12 protein-coding genes and 2 pseudogenes are annotated in these 17,347 nt (G+C 40.5%); 9 read left to right on the top strand and 5 right to left on the bottom strand.

Translation table 11 applies throughout. The features are described from left to right. Window positions 1-276: 276 nt before the first annotated feature. The 6 genes from dapF to LPH68_RS23020 all read left to right on the top strand — a co-directional run bounded on the left by dapF (window position 277) and on the right by LPH68_RS23020 (window position 7,650). A complete protein-coding gene (gene dapF, locus LPH68_RS22995) occupies window positions 277-1,092 on the top strand; it encodes a diaminopimelate epimerase (RefSeq protein WP_151923182.1) in 816 nt (271 codons plus the stop codon). Between the two features lie 50 nt (window positions 1,093-1,142). Continuing rightward, window positions 1,143-2,375 (top strand): LL-diaminopimelate aminotransferase, encoded by a 1,233-nt coding sequence (locus LPH68_RS23000; protein WP_004315728.1) that lies wholly within the window; start codon window positions 1,143-1,145, stop codon window positions 2,373-2,375. A gap of 186 nt (window positions 2,376-2,561) precedes the next feature. Next, on the top strand, window positions 2,562-3,323 hold the full coding sequence (locus LPH68_RS23005; protein ID WP_151923183.1) for a hypothetical protein: 762 nt from the start codon (window positions 2,562-2,564) through the stop codon (window positions 3,321-3,323). A gap of 148 nt (window positions 3,324-3,471) precedes the next feature. Beyond that, a complete protein-coding gene (locus LPH68_RS23010) occupies window positions 3,472-3,828 on the top strand; it encodes a P-II family nitrogen regulator (protein ID WP_004303701.1) in 357 nt (118 codons plus the stop codon). A 16-nt stretch (window positions 3,829-3,844) separates the two neighbouring features. Then, window positions 3,845-5,284, top strand: coding sequence for an ammonium transporter (locus tag LPH68_RS23015; RefSeq protein ID WP_055234777.1), 1,440 nt, complete (start codon window positions 3,845-3,847; stop codon window positions 5,282-5,284). Window positions 5,285-5,460: 176 nt separating this feature from the next. Further along, window positions 5,461-7,650, top strand: a complete 2,190-nt coding sequence (locus LPH68_RS23020) for a glutamine synthetase III (RefSeq protein WP_004315725.1) — start codon at window positions 5,461-5,463, stop codon at window positions 7,648-7,650. Window positions 7,651-7,805: 155 nt separating this feature from the next. On the opposite strand, the gene LPH68_RS23025 is transcribed toward LPH68_RS23020, so the two are convergent. Further along, window positions 7,806-8,384: an HdeD family acid-resistance protein gene (locus LPH68_RS23025; protein WP_004315724.1), complete on the bottom strand. Its 579-nt coding sequence runs from the start codon at window positions 8,382-8,384 to the stop codon at window positions 7,806-7,808. Window positions 8,385-8,577: 193 nt separating this feature from the next. Here LPH68_RS23025 and LPH68_RS23030 point away from each other — a divergent pair. Both LPH68_RS23030 and LPH68_RS23035 read left to right on the top strand, forming a co-directional pair. Next, window positions 8,578-8,800 (top strand): annotated as a pseudogene (locus LPH68_RS23030) (Ppx/GppA family phosphatase); the annotation flags it as partial. 169 nt (window positions 8,801-8,969) lie between these two features. Then, window positions 8,970-9,617: a GNAT family N-acetyltransferase gene (locus tag LPH68_RS23035; protein WP_009040496.1), complete on the top strand. Its 648-nt coding sequence runs from the start codon at window positions 8,970-8,972 to the stop codon at window positions 9,615-9,617. Window positions 9,618-10,401: 784 nt separating this feature from the next. On the opposite strand, the pseudogene LPH68_RS26875 reads toward LPH68_RS23035, so the two are convergent. Both LPH68_RS26875 and LPH68_RS23050 read right to left on the bottom strand, forming a co-directional pair. After that, window positions 10,402-11,275, bottom strand: a pseudogene (locus tag LPH68_RS26875) (LruC domain-containing protein). A 347-nt stretch (window positions 11,276-11,622) separates the two neighbouring features. Beyond that, a complete protein-coding gene (locus tag LPH68_RS23050; protein ID WP_004315719.1) occupies window positions 11,623-13,482 on the bottom strand; it encodes an SLC13 family permease in 1,860 nt (619 codons plus the stop codon). Between the two features lie 348 nt (window positions 13,483-13,830). Between LPH68_RS23050 and LPH68_RS23055 the strand changes: the two genes are divergently transcribed. Further along, window positions 13,831-15,456, top strand: a complete 1,626-nt coding sequence (locus LPH68_RS23055; protein WP_009040494.1) for an ATP-binding protein — start codon at window positions 13,831-13,833, stop codon at window positions 15,454-15,456. 231 nt (window positions 15,457-15,687) lie between these two features. Here the strand turns inward: LPH68_RS23055 and LPH68_RS23060 are convergent, their stop codons facing one another. Continuing rightward, window positions 15,688-16,833 (bottom strand): iron-containing alcohol dehydrogenase, encoded by a 1,146-nt coding sequence (locus LPH68_RS23060; protein ID WP_008022874.1) that lies wholly within the window; start codon window positions 16,831-16,833, stop codon window positions 15,688-15,690. A 79-nt stretch (window positions 16,834-16,912) separates the two neighbouring features. Then, window positions 16,913-17,053, bottom strand: a complete 141-nt coding sequence (locus tag LPH68_RS23065) for a hypothetical protein (RefSeq protein WP_004300101.1) — start codon at window positions 17,051-17,053, stop codon at window positions 16,913-16,915. Between the last annotated feature and the right edge of the window lie 294 nt (window positions 17,054-17,347).

Below are 17,347 nucleotides of genomic sequence, written 5' to 3' on the forward strand. Positions count from 1 at the left end.
TAGCCATGGTCTCGTGGGCTCGGAGATGTGTATAAGAGACAGCTTCATATATTATGAAAGAATATACAAAGCAATTCGTTCAAATAACAGTTTATTAATATATGAATATATATAATTCCAAATTATAACTAAACATAGCCGTATGAAAGGCAATTATAAGTTCACAGAAAATTAATAGAGATTAGACATACTTTTCAATAAAATATAAAGCAAAAAGTCATATCTTTGCATTGTAATAAAACAAAAGGATACAACAACCAATAAATACCAATCAAAATGACAACAAGAATTAAGTTCACTAAAATGCATGGAACAGGAAATGACTACATATATGTAGACACGACCAGATATCCGATAGCAGACCCTGAAAAGAAAGCGATCGAATGGAGCAAGTTTCATACAGGAATCGGAAGTGATGGACTAATATTGATTGGTGTCTCTGATAAAGCGGATTTCAGTATGCGTATTTTCAATGCCGACGGTTCGGAAGCAATGATGTGTGGCAATGGTAGCCGCTGCGTAGGCAAATATGTATATGAATACGGATTGACTGATAAAACAGAAATAACTTTGGATACACTATCGGGAATTAAAATTCTGAAATTGCAGGTAGAGGGAAAAACAGTCAGTACAGTCACCGTAGATATGGGCAGTCCACAAGAAACAGGAGAGATTGATTGGAAAAAGAAATATCCTTTCCCATCTACTAAAGTATCAATGGGTAATCCACATCTCGTCACATTTGTTGATGACATTACCCGAATTAATCTGCCGGAAATCGGTCCTGAACTGGAGAATCATCCTCTCTTTCCCGACAGAACGAATGTAGAGTTTGCACAGATCGTCGGTAGAGACACCATACGGATGAGAGTATGGGAAAGAGGATCGGGAATTACTCAAGCTTGCGGAACAGGTGCCTGCGCCACAGCAGTAGCCGCCTTCATCAACGGACTTGCAGGAAGAAAAAGTGATGTGATAATGGATGGAGGGACAGTTACCATCGAATGGGATGAAACCTCCGGACATATATTAATGACCGGACCGGCAACCAAGGTTTTCGATGGGGAAATTGTTGAAGAAGTTGAGAGTTGAGAATGGAGAGTTGAGAATGGAGAGTAATAGAAACTTAAAACAATAACAATATGGCATTAGTAAACGAGCATTTTTTAAAATTACCGGGAAGTTATTTATTCTCGGATATAGCGAAAAAGGTAAATACTTTCAGGATAACACATCCCAAACAGGACATCATCCGGCTAGGTATCGGCGACGTTACGCAGCCACTTCCTCCAGCCTGTATAGAAGCAATGCATAAAGCGGTAGAAGAACTGGCCGGCAAAGATACATTCCGCGGATATGGTCCTGAACAGGGATATGATTTTCTGATTGAAGCAATCATAAAGAACGATTTCGCTCCACGCGGGATTCATTTCTCGGCATCCGAGATTTTTGTCAGTGACGGGGCTAAAAGCGATACCGGAAATATAGGTGATATTCTTCGCCACGACAATAGCGTAGGTGTTACAGATCCCATTTATCCGGTTTACATAGACAGTAACGTTATGTGCGGACGCGCCGGAGTATTGGAAGAAGAAACGGGTAAATGGAGCAACGTTACTTATATGCCTTGCACAAGTGAGAACAACTTTATCCCGGAAATTCCGGACAAACGGATAGACATCGTTTATCTCTGTTATCCGAACAACCCGACAGGGACCACCTTAACCAAACCGGAACTGAAAAAGTGGGTGGATTATGCCTTAGCAAACGATACACTGATTCTGTTCGATGCCGCTTACGAGGCATATATCCAGGACGAGAATGTCCCCCACTCTATCTATGAGATTAAGGGAGCTAAAAAGTGCGCGATTGAATTCCGTAGTTTTTCAAAAACGGCAGGATTTACAGGAGTACGCTGCGGATATACCGTGGTTCCGAAAGAGCTCACTGCCGCCACTCTGGAAGGCGATCGCATACCACTCAACAGATTGTGGAACCGTCGCCAGTGTACTAAGTTTAACGGCACTTCTTATATTACCCAACGGGCAGCAGAAGCCGTTTACAGTGCAGAAGGCAAAGCACAGATTAAGAAAACAATCGACTATTATATGACCAACGCAAAAATCATGAAGGAAGGATTGGAAGCCACAGGACTGAAAGTATACGGCGGCGTCAACGCTCCCTACTTGTGGGTGAAAACTCCGAACGGACTTTCTTCATGGCGGTTCTTCGAACAGATGTTGTATGAAGCCAATGTGGTCGGTACTCCCGGTGTAGGTTTCGGGCCAAGCGGTGAAGGGTATATCCGTTTAACTGCGTTCGGCGAACGCAACGACTGTATCGAAGCGATGAGAAGAATAAAAAACTGGCTCTGATTGAATGAATAATGGATAGCGGGAAATAGAAAGTTCAACATGCCCCCATTAAACGGACATCATCATTCCTGCAGGATCAGTTATCCATAATCAGTTATCTATAAAAAACGATAGTATTTTGCGCGCTACTATATAACAAATGGACCGTACATCCACATTTTTCTAACTTTTAAAGGTAAAAAGACGATGAAAACGACGATTAACAACAAATTGGGGGTAATAACAGTAGCATTATTACTGTCAGGACTTGTCCCGTCTACAATGATGGCACAAGATAAGGTAGAAGCTTCCGTTGGAGCAGATTTGGTAAGTGGTTACATCTGGCGCGGTCAGAATTTAGGCGGAGTTAGCGTCCAGCCTTCACTGGGAATCTCTTACAAAGGTTTATCACTCGGAGCATGGGGATCAGTGGGAATTGAATCCAAAGATGCAAAAGAGTTTGATTTAACTCTCGGTTATTCAATTGGTGGATTTAATGTTTCAATAACGGATTATTGGTTTGATAAAACATATACAGGGGATGTAGATGAATACGGAAAGGAGATTTATACAACCAATAAGTATTTCCAATATGGGGCCTATTCTACAGCACATGTATTTGAAGCACAAGTGGGATATGATTTCGGTCCGCTAGCCGTCAACTGGTACACAAACTTTGCAGGTGCCGACGGTGTGAAAGAAAACGGCAAAAGAGCTTATTCTTCTTACCTCGCACTTAGCGCACCTTTCAAATTGGGAGGTCTCGACTGGACAGTAGATTTAGGTATGGTTCCCTGGGAAACAACTTTTTATAATGGCTATACCAGTGGATTCTGCGTAACAGACATCAGTCTCGGAGCATCCAAGGAGATTAAAATCACAGATTCCTTCTCCGTACCGACATTTGCCAAAGTAACAGTGAACCCACGCACTGAAGGAGCCTACTTTGCTTTCGGACTAAGTTTTTAAGAGAGAGAATTTACAATACAAAGAGCGTATAGGGATTAGAAAAGGTAGTTAGAGTTTAGATTTTATCGGTTTGTTGTATGGTAACCTGCTATGGCTGCCGCTACCCTATACCTCTTTCTTTTACAGGACACACTAATATTTAAGGTATATGAAAAAGATTGAAGCTATTATCCGTAAAACCAAATTCGAGGACGTAAAAGACGCCCTACTCGAAGCGGACATCGAATGGTTCTCTTATTACGATGTAAGAGGTATTGGAAAAGCACGGCAAGGACGTATCTACCGTGGCGTAGTATATGACACCAGCACCATTGAAAGAATTTTGATCTCTATTGTCGTGCGCGACAAGAATACCGAGAAAACAGTGCAGGCTATCATCAAAGCTGCACAGACCGGAGAAATCGGTGACGGACGTATTTTCGTCATTCCTATCGAAGACGCTATCCGCATACGCACTGCCGAACGTGGTGACATAGCCCTCTACAATGCAGAACAAGAACGTTAAATAAGATTATACTATTATGGATACAAAATATAAAAGCCATAGCTTCGTAAAGCTGTGGATAGCCACTACTATATTCATTTTGTGCTGTTTTACTACTGATATGTCGGCACAAAACACAGCTGCTGCCGATACAGTTGCAGCAGTTACAGAAACAATTACCGAAGTCGTTACCGCTCCTGCTGAAGAAGCATCAGCAGCTCCCGATACGGTCGGTGAATTAGCTCTTGGATTGAATACTGTATGGATGTTGCTTGCAGCAATGCTCGTATTCTTCATGCAGCCGGGATTTGCATTAGTAGAAGCAGGTTTTACCAGAGTGAAAAATACTGCCAACATTCTGATGAAGAACTTTGTAGACTTCATGTTCGGCTCTTTACTATACTGGTTTATCGGTTTCGGATTGATGTTCGGCGCAGGCGGATTCATCGGAATGCCTCACTTCTTCGACCTTTCTTTCATTGATAATGGTCTGCCAACCGAAGGATTCCTCATATTCCAAACCGTATTTTGTGCGACAGCAGCTACAATTGTATCAGGAGCCATGGCAGAACGTACAAAATTCTCCATGTATATCGTCTACACCATCTTTATCAGTGTACTGATTTATCCGATATCCGGTCATTGGACATGGGGCGGGGGCTGGTTGATGAACGGTGAAGAAGGTTCTTTCATGATGAGTCTCTTCGGAACCACCTTCCATGACTTTGCCGGTTCTACGGTCGTTCACTCTGTAGGTGGATGGATTGCTTTGGTAGGTGCTGCCATTCTTGGTCCCCGTATCGGTAAATATGGTAAAGACGGCAAATCAAAAGCTATCCCAGGCCATAGCCTGACTATTGCTGCACTAGGCGTATTCATTCTTTGGTTCGGATGGTTCGGGTTCAACCCCGGTTCTCAATTGGCAGCAGCAACCGAAGCCGATGCTATCGCCATCTCCCACGTATTCCTGACAACGAATCTGGCTGCTTGTGCCGGTGGTTTCTTCGCTCTGTTGGTGAGCTGGATGAAATATGGAAAACCTTCCCTGTCATTGACACTGAATGGTATCTTGGCAGGGCTGGTAGGCATCACAGCAGGATGTGACGCAGTATCTCCTGCAGGAGCAGCCTTAATAGGTGCAATATGTGGTGTCGTAATGATATTCTCCGTTGACTTCATTGACAAAGTGTTAAAGATAGACGATCCGGTAGGTGCATCTTCTGTACATGGTGTTTGTGGCTTTTTAGGAACTATTCTTACAGGTTTGTTCTCCACCAGTGAAGGTTTATTCTATGGCTACGGTTTCGGATTCCTCGGTGCACAAATATTCGGAGCATTGGTAGTAGGTGCATGGGCAGCAGGCATGGGATTCATCATTTTCAAAACGCTTGATAAGATTCACGGACTTCGCGTTCCGGCACGTATCGAAGAAGAAGGTCTTGATATTTACGAACACGGAGAATCTGCTTACAACTAATTTAGTGATGAACGGTTGAGTGATTAGTGAAAGACAGCTACGCACAACTTACTACTAATCACTACCCCGCTAATCACAGAAAAAACTTCCGGACGGGTTTGATCGCCTTTCCGGAAACCACATAACAAAGTAATTATTTACTCTAACATATTTAACAACAAATCAAATCAGGTATTATGTCAAAACTTAGATTCAGAGTAGTAGAGACAGCTTTCAAAAAGAAAGCTGTTGAGGTAGCAACACCTGCCGAACGTCCTTCGGAGTATTTCGCCAAGTATGTATTCAACAAGGAGAAGATGTTCAAATACCTTCCCAGCAAGGTATACAATGCACTGATTGACGCCATTGACAACGGTGCTCCGCTAGATCGCAGTATTGCCGACGAAGTAGCTGCCGGCATGAAGAAATGGGCCATCGAAATGGGTGTTACTCATTATACGCACTGGTTCGCACCGCTGACCGAGGGTACAGCTGAAAAGCATGATGCTTTCGTTGAACATGATGGCAAAGGCGGTATGATGGAAGAATTTACTGGTAAACTGCTTGTACAGCAGGAACCGGATGCTTCTTCTTTTCCGAATGGCGGTATCCGTAATACATTCGAAGCCCGTGGTTACAGCGCATGGGACCCCTCATCACCTGCTTTCATTGTAGATGATACGCTTTGCATCCCAACTGTGTTTATCGCATATACCGGCGAAGCTCTCGACTATAAAGCTCCCTTGCTGAAAGCATTGCGGGCTGTAGATAAAGCTGCTGTAGACGTATGCCGTTACTTCAACCCGGAAGTGAAAAAAGTAGTTGCTTACTTGGGCTGGGAACAGGAATACTTCCTCGTAGACGAAGGATTGTATGCCGCACGCCCGGACTTGCTAATGACCGGTCGTACTTTGATGGGACATGACAGTGCCAAAAACCAACAGTTGGAGGACCACTACTTCGGTGCTATCCCCACCCGCGTAGCCGCTTTCATGAAGGACCTCGAAATTGAAGCGTTAAAGCTGGGTATTCCTGTTAAGACTCGTCACAACGAGGTTGCCCCGAACCAGTTCGAGTTAGCCCCTATCTTTGAAGAGTGTAACCTTGCTAATGACCATAACTTACTGATTATGTCACTAATGCGTAAGGTAAGTCGCCGTCATGGTTTCCGCGTACTGCTTCATGAAAAACCTTTTAAGGGTGTCAACGGATCGGGTAAACACAACAACTGGTCGTTGGGAACTGACACGGGCATTTTATTAATGGCACCGGGTAAGACTCCGGAAGATAACCTGCGTTTTGTTACCTTCGTCGTAAACACATTGATGGCAGTTTATCATCATAACGGATTGTTGAAAGCTTCTATCTCCAGCGCTACCAACGCCCACCGTCTGGGAGCTAATGAGGCACCTCCTGCCATCATCTCCTCTTTCCTCGGGAAGCAATTGTCGCAGGTATTGGATCACATTGAAAACAGTACAAAAGATGATTTGATTAGTCTTAGCGGCAAACAGGGAATGAAGTTGGATATTCCGCAGATTCCCGAATTGCTGATTGACAATACTGACCGTAACCGTACCTCTCCTTTTGCTTTCACCGGAAACCGTTTTGAGTTCCGTGCCGTAGGTTCCGAGGCAAACTGTGCGTCTGCCATGATTGCATTGAACTCTGCCGTAGCAGACCAATTGGTGAAGTTTAAGAAAGATGTGGATGCTTTGATTGAAAAAGGAGAGCCTAAAGTGTCTGCCATTCTCGAAATTATCCGTGGATATATCAAGGAATGTAAAGCGATTCATTTTGACGGCAATGGTTACAGCGACGAATGGAAGAAAGAAGCCGCCCGCCGTGGCCTGGATTGCGAAACCAGTGTTCCTGTTATCTTCGATAACTACCTGAAACCGGAAACCATTGCCATGTTCGAAGCTACCGGTGTAATGACAAAGAAAGAACTGGAAGCCCGCAACGAAGTGAAATGGGAAACGTATACGAAGAAGATTCAGATCGAGGCGCGTGTATTGGGTGATTTGGCTATGAACCATATCATTCCGGTGGCCACTCAATATCAAACGGATTTAATTAATAATGTCTATAAGATGCAATCTCTTTTCCCGGCAGAAAAGGCAGCGAAATTGTCTGCTAAAAACCTGGAACTTATTGAAGAGATTGCCGACCGTACAGCCTTCATCAAGGAACATGTAGATGCAATGATTGAAGCTCGTAAGGTTGCGAACAAGATAGAAAGCGAACGGGAAAAAGCCATTGCCTACCACGACACGATCGTTCCGGCACTGGAAGAAATCCGCTACCACATCGATAAGTTGGAACTCATTGTTGACAACCAGATGTGGACGCTTCCGAAATACAGGGAACTGTTATTTGTGAGATAGAAAAAAAGAACGGTGAACGATAAACGGTGAACAAATTGCACTGCAACGCATTTACCGTTTACCACTCACAGTTCACCGTTATGAAATTATCTATTTCTTTTGTTGGTTGTTTTAAGTTTGCGGGGAGGGGTGCTGTGAAGCAGTCCTCTTCTTTTTTATTCGATTATCTTTGCATCCTCAATATCATCATCGTCATGTACCACCGGAGTCTTCGGACGACGACGGGTAAACTTGAACCAGTTGATTAATTCGGTAAGCGAATAAACCAAACTACTCACACCAATAATTATAAATGCAGTATTACGTGCTCCTGTCGGATTAAACAAAGCGATGATACCTGCAATAAGAATCAATGAAGGAACCAGGTAAAACGCTCCCGGAACAGGCATCCACCGACGTGCCATCGATAAAGAAGCAATCTGTTGCACTCCTCCCATTATCAGGATAAATCCCAATAGAAACATCAGAACATCTGCAAAGAATTCAGGCATCACAATCAGCCAAAGTCCAAATAATAAACTGCCGATTCCTTCTATCGGGAAACGGGGAGCCGCTTCACCTTCCTGTCTTTTCCGGCCGAAATAACCAAAAAGGCTGATAACACCGGGAATTAAAAAGGCAACACCAACTGTAATGACAATATAGCTGGCAGCCGCATTTGGCCAAATAACGAGCACCAATCCTATCACAAGTGCAAAGAGAATACGAATAAGGGAATAATTCATTGTTTTCATAAATTCTATATTTTTTAACCGAGTCTGTTCCAATACTTTTGCGAATATAAGTGTTTCTACTGATATATAAAAATAACAAATAAACATTGTAATAAGTTCGTAATAATATCGTTATGACAATTACATCCCACATTGATATTTTTGCAAAAAATTTAGACGGTTCTCTTTCAGTATGAAACAAAGTGAAATAAAAAAATCACTGCAAGATATATATGAAACATTGAAAGCTCTCTACCGAACAGTGTATCAAGCAATATAAGTTGAAACCGGACCGGGCCGATGTTATTGTACCTGCTGCTGAAATATTTCTCGAGATAGCTACTCATATAAAAGCCACCGGAATTATTGTACCTACCATCGGACTGTTCGACGGTATCATCAATAGTCTGTACACGCAAAATATGAACAAAGTTTAATTCTCTACAATCTTGATGTATCAATACACAAAGCTCCTGATACTAGTGTATATTCAAACTTTGTATCGGGAGTTTTTGTCTCATCTTGCTATAATGTACAGATTCGTCCTTAAAGAGGTAAATATTCAAATTTTGTTCTCTATATTTGTGCAACTATATATTTGATAAGATGGATATAAAACTTAGAATTGAGCAACCTTCGGATTATAATGAAACCGAAAATGTCACACGGGAAGCCTTTTGGAATCATTTTTCTCCGGGGTGTGACGAACATTATCTGCTCCATATCATGCGTAACCATCCCAAATTTGTACCGGAACTCGATATTGTTGCAGAACTTAATGGCAAGATTGTCGGCAATGTGGTCTGCCTTAAATCATTTATCATGGCGGATGACGGTAACCAATATGAAGTATTGAGTCTGGGGCCCATTTCTGTTCTTCCCGAATATCAACAGAAAGGTATTGGAGGAAAAATGATTGCGCTGACCAAAGAACGAGCTTTCGATATGGGATTTCGTGCCATTTTACTTTGCGGTGACCCGGATTATTACCTCCGGCAAGGATTCATTCCTGCTGAAACATTAGGGATTCGCACCGAAGATAATATGTATGCCACAGCTCTTCATGTTTATGAATTATATGATAATGCTTTAGCCAACGCTAAAGGACGTTACATAGAAGATGAAATATATCAGGTCGATAAATCAGCTGCTAATGAGTTCGATAAGCGATTCCCTCCAAAGGAAATTATAGTTGGCACTCCGTCACAAAAGCGGTTCGATCAGATAGTAGTGATGCGGAGAAAAGCGATTTAAGTTTATTCAACCTTAAATCGCTTGATTTGTACATTACAGAAGTTCTATCGTGCTATGCCATCAAGCAACTATTATTCAATATAGCTACTATTCTTTGTCTCTTCATAGTTACAAAGAATTAAAATATATAATTGAGACAGAGAGAAAAAATGCCTTAACAATTGATGAAACCTATCTTATAGAAACTATAGTTTACAAAAAGTCACCATTGACACTTTGTAATTCTTAATCTACCAGGAATCGTTTCTTTCCTCCCTTTTATTGGAATAAAGAGTTTCTGCCACTGTAGAGGAATTTGCTCAAATCGTTATTCTATAATCAGGCACGATATATACACTTTTTGATACATCATCAAAACATTTACCACCAAAGAGAGATTATCTATACCACTAAAGGTTCCTTTTATTCTTTTCTATTTATCATTATCAAAGACCGAAATAGAAAAATCAATGGAAGGAAAGTAGAAAATACTAACAATATTTACGACATAGCGACACTATCCCAATGGTTTGCTTACTCTATCCATAGCTTTTGGTGACATTATCCGCATCTTTTGCTTACTTTATCCTTATGTTTTTCACAAATATAACGATGCTTTTCCGATAAAAACACGGTGCTTTTGTACAAAACAAGCAAAATTTTCAGCATTTTAAAGGTTTTTGCTTGCTAACAGAGAAAAATAACAAAACATGTGAGATAGCAAAATCCCTGATTACACAAACAATCGTCAGTATAATCAGGGATTCTAAAACTTTATGTAAAAAGTGTAGAGATGACGAAAAGTTTAGTACTGAATCACCTTGTCACTACTAACAGTCTTATACCAATCTGTGGTTGAGCTCTGATCGTGTGCCCAATCTGCAAATTTAGAATATGCATTCGTTATCACTGTTGTTTCTGTTGGATAAGCAAATTTATCAGGAACACAAAGAGCCCAAGTATTATTAACTGCCTTGATTACTTCGAGCACTTCATTATCTGCCAATTGCCCATTCGCCGTAGCCGAATTAAAATGAGTCAAATGGATTTCCGTTCTCTTTTGACCTATCCCCTGATAAGCAATGAAGAAGTCTAAGCCATCTGTCACACTAGGGACAGATATTGCATTCTTAAGTTTGACGTTCACTTCAAGAGTGTATATATCTGTAAGAGGGGTACTAGCATTCCCTGTATTCAACATGAGACGTTGTGCTCCTGTATATCCATATATAATGTGCGTCTCCTAAATGCGCTGTCACTGTACCATTTTCAATCGCTACCGGTTGAACCAGATAGCGTTTGTGCTCATCTATGCGTGCAACAAACACCTTATCAAGCGCTGTTGCACAATCCATCACCACATTCAAAGTCGTACTTTGATTGACAGTTCCTTCCGCTAAGAGTTTTGCTGTACTTCCCGGACTTAATGGATCGGCATCAAATATTTGTATCTTATAATCTACTCCCTGATCTCCATTAACTGACACACACGCTATCACACTTCGTGACACTGTCCAATCACCATCAAGATCGATGTTTTTTACAGGAAAAGTTTCTTCGTAAATTTGCTTCAGTTGATCTGCATCAAACAGATTTTTCTCATTATCAACACAACTGATAAAACTGATGGAAGACGCCAACAACGAGAAAGTGAATACTTTTGCAATGTTCTGTTTCATAATCTTTTAATGCTTTAGTTTGTTTTATTTGCGAAAAACATAAATCACTACTAATCAATAATCAGCAATGACGCACAAAGATAATTGTATTTATAAACATTATACAGATTACATTGCATTTTCCGATTTGCAGTTAACATCTTTTAAAGCGCCTCACTCTAATTATTTATATTAGAAGACAGTTAGTTATATCGTTGAATATTAAAATTTTAATACTATTTATTCAATAGTATACAGCAAAAAAAGAGTTGCATGGAAATATGCAACTCTTCATAAAAAGACAAAGATTCAGCGCTACAAATCTCTATTTCTTTCATCTCCCCCACTGACAAGATAAAAATCAAAGACTAAAAGGGGAAAATCAATGGCAATACAAAAATCATCACGATTCCCATAATAATCTGCAATGGCAATCCTACTTTTACATAATCCATAAAGGTATATTGTCCGGCAGGCATCACCAAGGCATTAGGCGGCGTAGAGAACGGAGAAGCAAAACACATACTTGCACCTACCGTCACGGCAAACAGAAAAGGAACCGGACTGACTCCAATCTGTATGGCACTTTGCAAAGCAATCGGAGCAAGCAAAACAGCGGTAGCCGTATTACTAATAAACATCGTCATCAACGAAGTCGTAAAATAAATACCTGCCATCAATGCAATCGGTCCGTATGATCCCAAACCGTTCACCAATGTATTGGAAATATATTCCGAAGCTCCCGTTTTCTCCAATGCCAGAGACATAGGGAGCATGGCAGCAATCAATACAATACTTTCCCAGTTAATCGTTTTATAAGCCGCTTCCACATTGCGGAAACATCCCGTAAGCACCATCAATATACCCGCTATCATAACGGCTGTAACCGGAGCTACCGGAATGAAATCAAAAACCATCATTGCGACCATTAACACCATAATAGCAGCTGCTACCGGAGCTTTATAATCTAACGTAACTTTAGCCGCTTCCGCCAAAGGTTGCCCCAAAACAACCCAATCAGCATCTTCCTTACTAAGACGGGCTATATTATTCCATGTTCCTTGCACCAAAAGCACGTCACCACTATGAATACGCTCATTCCCCAAATCTTGCAATAAATATTCCTTTTTACGACGAACCCCTAATACGTTCACATTAAACTTATCACGGAAACCAGCTTCTTTAATTGTCTGGTTTATCAAATTAGAAGATGGCATCAATACTATTTCAGCAATACCGATATCATAAAAATCAAGCGAATTAGTCGTACTTTTTGTTTCTTCCGTTGCATGGTCGCCCAAGATCTCCAACAGGTAATCTTCCGCAAAGAGTTGCACCTTATCAAAGTCTCCAGTCACATACAAAATATCCTCTACTTCTAACATCGTGTCCGGTGCAGCAAACTTTTGAGTAATCGTTTTTAGAAAACGATGTTGCGATGCATCACCACGACGAACTTCCATAATATTCAGACCATATTTACGACGAATATCCAAATCTATTATTGTCTTCCCCAAAAGCCGTGAATCTTTTATCACCTGTAAACGAAACAAATTACTGGAGAGTCCATATTCATTAACCAACTGTTTCAATGACTTGCCCGAACGTTTATTATCATCTTTCTGGCCTTTTTTAGAAAGAAACCATTTACTAAGCGGCATCAGAACCAGTGTACCGACAATTACACAGACAATGCCGACAGGCAGGAAAGAGAAGAAAGAAAGCGGCTCAAGTCCGGCGGAAGTCAACGTATTCTGTATCACAAGGTTCGGCGGAGTACCAATCAGAGTCATCATACCTCCCATACTACTTGCAAAAGCCAACGGCATTAACAGCCTGCTGGGATTCATGCCGGCACTCATCGCCAGACTAACAACAATAGGAAGCATCAATGCCACCGTGCCTGTGTTACTGACAAACGCACCAATGACAGAAGTCACCAACATCACCAATAGAAACAACCGGATCTCACTGGTTCCCGCAAGTTTAAGAATTCGGGAACTAATCATTTTTGCCAGTCCCGTCTGGAAAATAGCCCCTCCTACAACAAACAATCCGATCATCATAATGACTACCGAATTAGAAAAACCGGAGAGTGCCTCGTCAGGAGTTAATATCTGAAAAACAAGTAAGGCTATCAGCGCACATAGTGCCACAATATCCGAACGAACCTTGCCGTTCACGAAAAAGACAGCCGAAAGAACGAGAATAATAATGGTTATTAGCATACGTAATTAAATGATTGTTTTATTTTGACTCTATCAAAACTAATTTAGGTGAACAAAAATAGAAAATACTCCAGCGTTATTAAAACAAATTAGAAATGATTTTAGTTCATGAGACATCATTTAATATTTTAATACATTTTCCCTCTAGAAAAAGATTCAAAATCATTCAAAATATCATACCATACAGGAAATACAAGACACCATACATCCACATACATCCACATTCATCATATCATATTTTATTACATCCTCATAATATAATGTTGAAAAGCAATATATTTATGTATTATCTTTTTGATAGTTAAAGAACAATTCATATCTTTACACCCTATTTATATCAAACATTTTATGGCAAACAATATTTTGTTAATTTTCTGGATTGGTGAAGTACCTTGGGGTTATAATTATTTACTGGTAATTATTTTACTCCTTATCATTAGCATTTTATTATATAGAATCCACAAATTACACAAAACGATTAAAAAGACCAATCATTCCTATCGTTTTTCTTTTGATATTCTCGACAACCTTCCTTTTCCGATCTTCGTAAAAGACATTGCAAATGATTTCCGATACTATTACTGGAATAAAGAATCAGCCGTTCAATCCGGTATCAGTAGTGAAGAGGCTATCGGACATACTGACTACGAAATATACGGAGAAGAAAGAGGAGAAAAATACCGAAATATCGACAAAGAACTCGTACAAGAAGGCAAAGTATACCGCAAAGAAGAAAAATATATCACTCCCGATGGAATCACCCATGATACGATTGCTGTAAAATCAATTATTTCATGGGAAGGGGAAAAAAGATGGCTACTGGCAACCCGATGGGAGATCACTCAACTCAAGAATTATGAAAGAGAATTGGTTGCAGCCAAAGAAGAACTGGAAAAAGCATTGAAGAAGCAGAAACTAGCTCTAAAAAGTATTGACTTCGGGCTTATCTATATTGATAAAAATTACCGGGTGCAATGGGAAGAAACAAGACAAATCGCCAGCCTGGTAAAAGGAAGACGATACATACCGGGAAAAATTTGCTATCAGACCAGTGCACTTCGTAATGAACCATGTGGACAATGTGCTTTCAAGAAAGCAATCGAACAAGGCAAAATAATCCGACATACAATCAGAGTAGACGATGTCGATTTTGAAGTGACCGCAACTCCCGTTTTTGGCGACGAAAAAGAAACTGAAATTATTGGCGGATTACTTCGTTTTGAAAACATCACAGAAAAACTAAAAATGAATAGAATGTTGCAAGAGGCAAAGGAAAAAGCCGAAGAATCCAATCGACTAAAATCTGCCTTTCTCGCTAATATGAGCCATGAAATACGAACCCCACTAAACGCAATTGTAGGATTTTCCGAAATGGTTTGTCAGACAGAGGAGGAAGAAGAGAAACAGGAGTTCGTGAAAATAATCTCCAGCAACAACATCTTATTATTGCAACTGATAGACGATATTCTGGATCTTTCCAAAATCGAAGCCGGTACTATGGAATTCACATTTGCGCAAACTGACATTAATGAACTGATGGAAGGTATTTGCAGACAAATGCAAGAAAAAAACTCTTCACCGGACGTACAAATCGTATTCACAGAGAGAGCAAATCAATGTATTATTAATACAGACCGCATACGCTTATCACAGGTTATCATCAACTTTACAAACAATGCCTTAAAGTTCACTTCCAAGGGTTCTATCGAAATGGGATACCGGATTGAAGAAGCAAGTGATGAAATATACTTTTATGTAAAAGATACAGGTATCGGAATTCCTGCTGACAAAATAGACAAGGTGTTCGAACGTTTCGTCAAACTGAATTCGTTTATTAAAGGAACAGGTCTCGGACTAGCCATCTGTCGTGTCATTGTAGAGCGGCTGGGAGGAGTTATCGGAGCGGAATCTAAAGAAGGAGAAGGTTCTTGTTTCTGGTTCAAAATTCCAAGAACAGAGAATATTGAGAAATAGTAAACAGAATACCGAAAAGCCTTGGATTTATAAAATCACTCTTTTTGCTGTTACTGATTATGAAGTATACCCTGTAAGATAATAATACTGCCCCGCTACTTTACATTATTACCACTACTAATGAAATGTACCCCAAAAGTTTTATATCCAACTTTTAGGGTACACATTTTATTTAGCAAGAAGGATTTTTCGGAAACCTTCTTATTCTATAAACTTCATGTAAGAGTGTGCCTAAAGTGCAGTCTCTAATATTCTACGAGCAACAGCACCTGTTACATTTCCATTCTCACCATATTTAGCACCACGTTCATTGAAGCGGCGTTCGATTTCCAGAATAGTTTCCTGTCCGATGTTCTCTTCATGCAAACGTGTAGTCAGTCCCAGTGAACGGAAAAATTCTTCGGTACGGCAAATTGCTTCATCAATCCGCTCTTCTCTCGTACCGGAAGTAATTCCCCAAACTCTTTCACCATACTGCAAAAGCTTATCCCCTTTTTCTTCATGAAGCACTTGCAACGTGGCAGGAAGAACAATGGCTAACGTATGGCCATGTGTCAATCCGTGCAAAGCAGTAATTTCATGCCCGATCATGTGAGTAGCCCAGTCTTGAGACACTCCCATAGCAATAAATCCATTCAATGCCATTGTAGCCGAAAGCATAAAATCAGCCATCAGTTGATAATCATGCTGGTTTTCACGAATTTTCGGAGCAATCTCCACCAGAGTTTGCAGAATACCTTCTGCCCAACGGTCCATAACGCGACTCTGTCCGGAAGTAGTCATATATTGCTCCATCACATGAACATAGGTATCAGCCAATCCACAAGCTACCTGATGAGGTGGCAAGGTAAAAGTTACTTCCGGATCAAGAATAGAGAAGATTGGATAGTTGGCATAAAAAGGATATTTCTCTTTCGTTTCGCGACGGGAAATAACTGCTCCGTTATTCATTTCCGAACCGGTAGCAGGCAAAGTCAATACAGTGGAAAGAGGTACAGTATGAGTTACCGGGCGTCCGGCAAGTACTAAATCCCAGGCATCACCATCATACAGGATTCCTGCGGAAATCAATTTCGTACCGTCAATAACAGAACCGCCGCCAACAGCCAGCAAATAATCCACTTTCTCTTCTTTTCCCAAAGCAATCGCTTTACGGAGAGTTTCGATGGCAGGATTGGGTTCGATTCCCCAAAATTCTACCGTAAAATGGTCCTTCAATGCTTCCTTTACCTGATCGTACACTCCGTTTTTCTTCACGCTTCCGCCGCCAAAAGTAATCATAATACGTTTGTCGGACGGTATTTCTTTAGCCAGCCGGGCAATCATCCCTTTTCCCATGATTAGTTTCACAGGATTTTGAAAAATAAAATTTTCCATATCTTAGTCTATTGTTATTATTTTGGTTATTAGTCACTATCCTTGCAAAGATACATGATTTATCCGAGGCCTGTCAGAATCAAGCAAAGAATTGTTGTGCCACGGAAGGAACCATAGCCGACAACCAGGGTTTCATATCCTCTGCTACCAATAACCAATACAATAATAATATAATGAAAATGGCAATAGCGATACCTACTAAAACTTTTCTCTGTTTCATAATTGTTTTTGTTTAAATATTCAATATTTATAAGAACAGTTCAGGTTGAAAATTGTTCTATATCAGAAAAATGAAGGCAAAAGAGAAAAAAAGTCATATTTTGTTTGCTGTTTCAAACAAAGTGTCTATATTTGCCCCCATAAAATTACAAAAGACAATGAGAACAATGTTAGTAAATACATATTGGTGGTGGCGCCCGTTACAACTCCGACAGTCGTAAGGGAGCAGTGCTCGTATGTATATACCTCATTAAAGATATAACACTGTCTCTTATACACATCTCCGAGCCCACGA

Source organism: Bacteroides sp. 1_1_30, from assembly GCF_020982715.1.
Lineage (GTDB): Bacteria > Bacteroidota > Bacteroidia > Bacteroidales > Bacteroidaceae > Bacteroides > Bacteroides xylanisolvens.

Excerpts from the sequence above, each read along its gene's own strand:
- dapF (WP_151923182.1), top strand. The coding sequence starts at position 277 with ATGACAACAAGAATTAAGTTCACTAAAATGCATGGAACAGGAAATGAC.
- LPH68_RS23000 (WP_004315728.1), top strand. The coding sequence starts at position 1,143 with ATGGCATTAGTAAACGAGCATTTTTTAAAATTACCGGGAAGTTATTTA.
- LPH68_RS23005 (WP_151923183.1), top strand. The coding sequence starts at position 2,562 with ATGAAAACGACGATTAACAACAAATTGGGGGTAATAACAGTAGCATTA.
- LPH68_RS23010 (WP_004303701.1), top strand. The coding sequence starts at position 3,472 with ATGAAAAAGATTGAAGCTATTATCCGTAAAACCAAATTCGAGGACGTA.
- LPH68_RS23015 (WP_055234777.1), top strand. The coding sequence starts at position 3,845 with ATGGATACAAAATATAAAAGCCATAGCTTCGTAAAGCTGTGGATAGCC.
- LPH68_RS23020 (WP_004315725.1), top strand. The coding sequence starts at position 5,461 with ATGTCAAAACTTAGATTCAGAGTAGTAGAGACAGCTTTCAAAAAGAAA.
- LPH68_RS23025 (WP_004315724.1), bottom strand. The coding sequence starts at position 8,384 with ATGAAAACAATGAATTATTCCCTTATTCGTATTCTCTTTGCACTTGTG.
- LPH68_RS23035 (WP_009040496.1), top strand. The coding sequence starts at position 8,970 with ATGGATATAAAACTTAGAATTGAGCAACCTTCGGATTATAATGAAACC.
- LPH68_RS23050 (WP_004315719.1), bottom strand. The coding sequence starts at position 13,482 with ATGCTAATAACCATTATTATTCTCGTTCTTTCGGCTGTCTTTTTCGTG.
- LPH68_RS23055 (WP_009040494.1), top strand. The coding sequence starts at position 13,831 with ATGGCAAACAATATTTTGTTAATTTTCTGGATTGGTGAAGTACCTTGG.
- LPH68_RS23060 (WP_008022874.1), bottom strand. The coding sequence starts at position 16,833 with ATGGAAAATTTTATTTTTCAAAATCCTGTGAAACTAATCATGGGAAAA.
- LPH68_RS23065 (WP_004300101.1), bottom strand. The coding sequence starts at position 17,053 with ATGAAACAGAGAAAAGTTTTAGTAGGTATCGCTATTGCCATTTTCATT.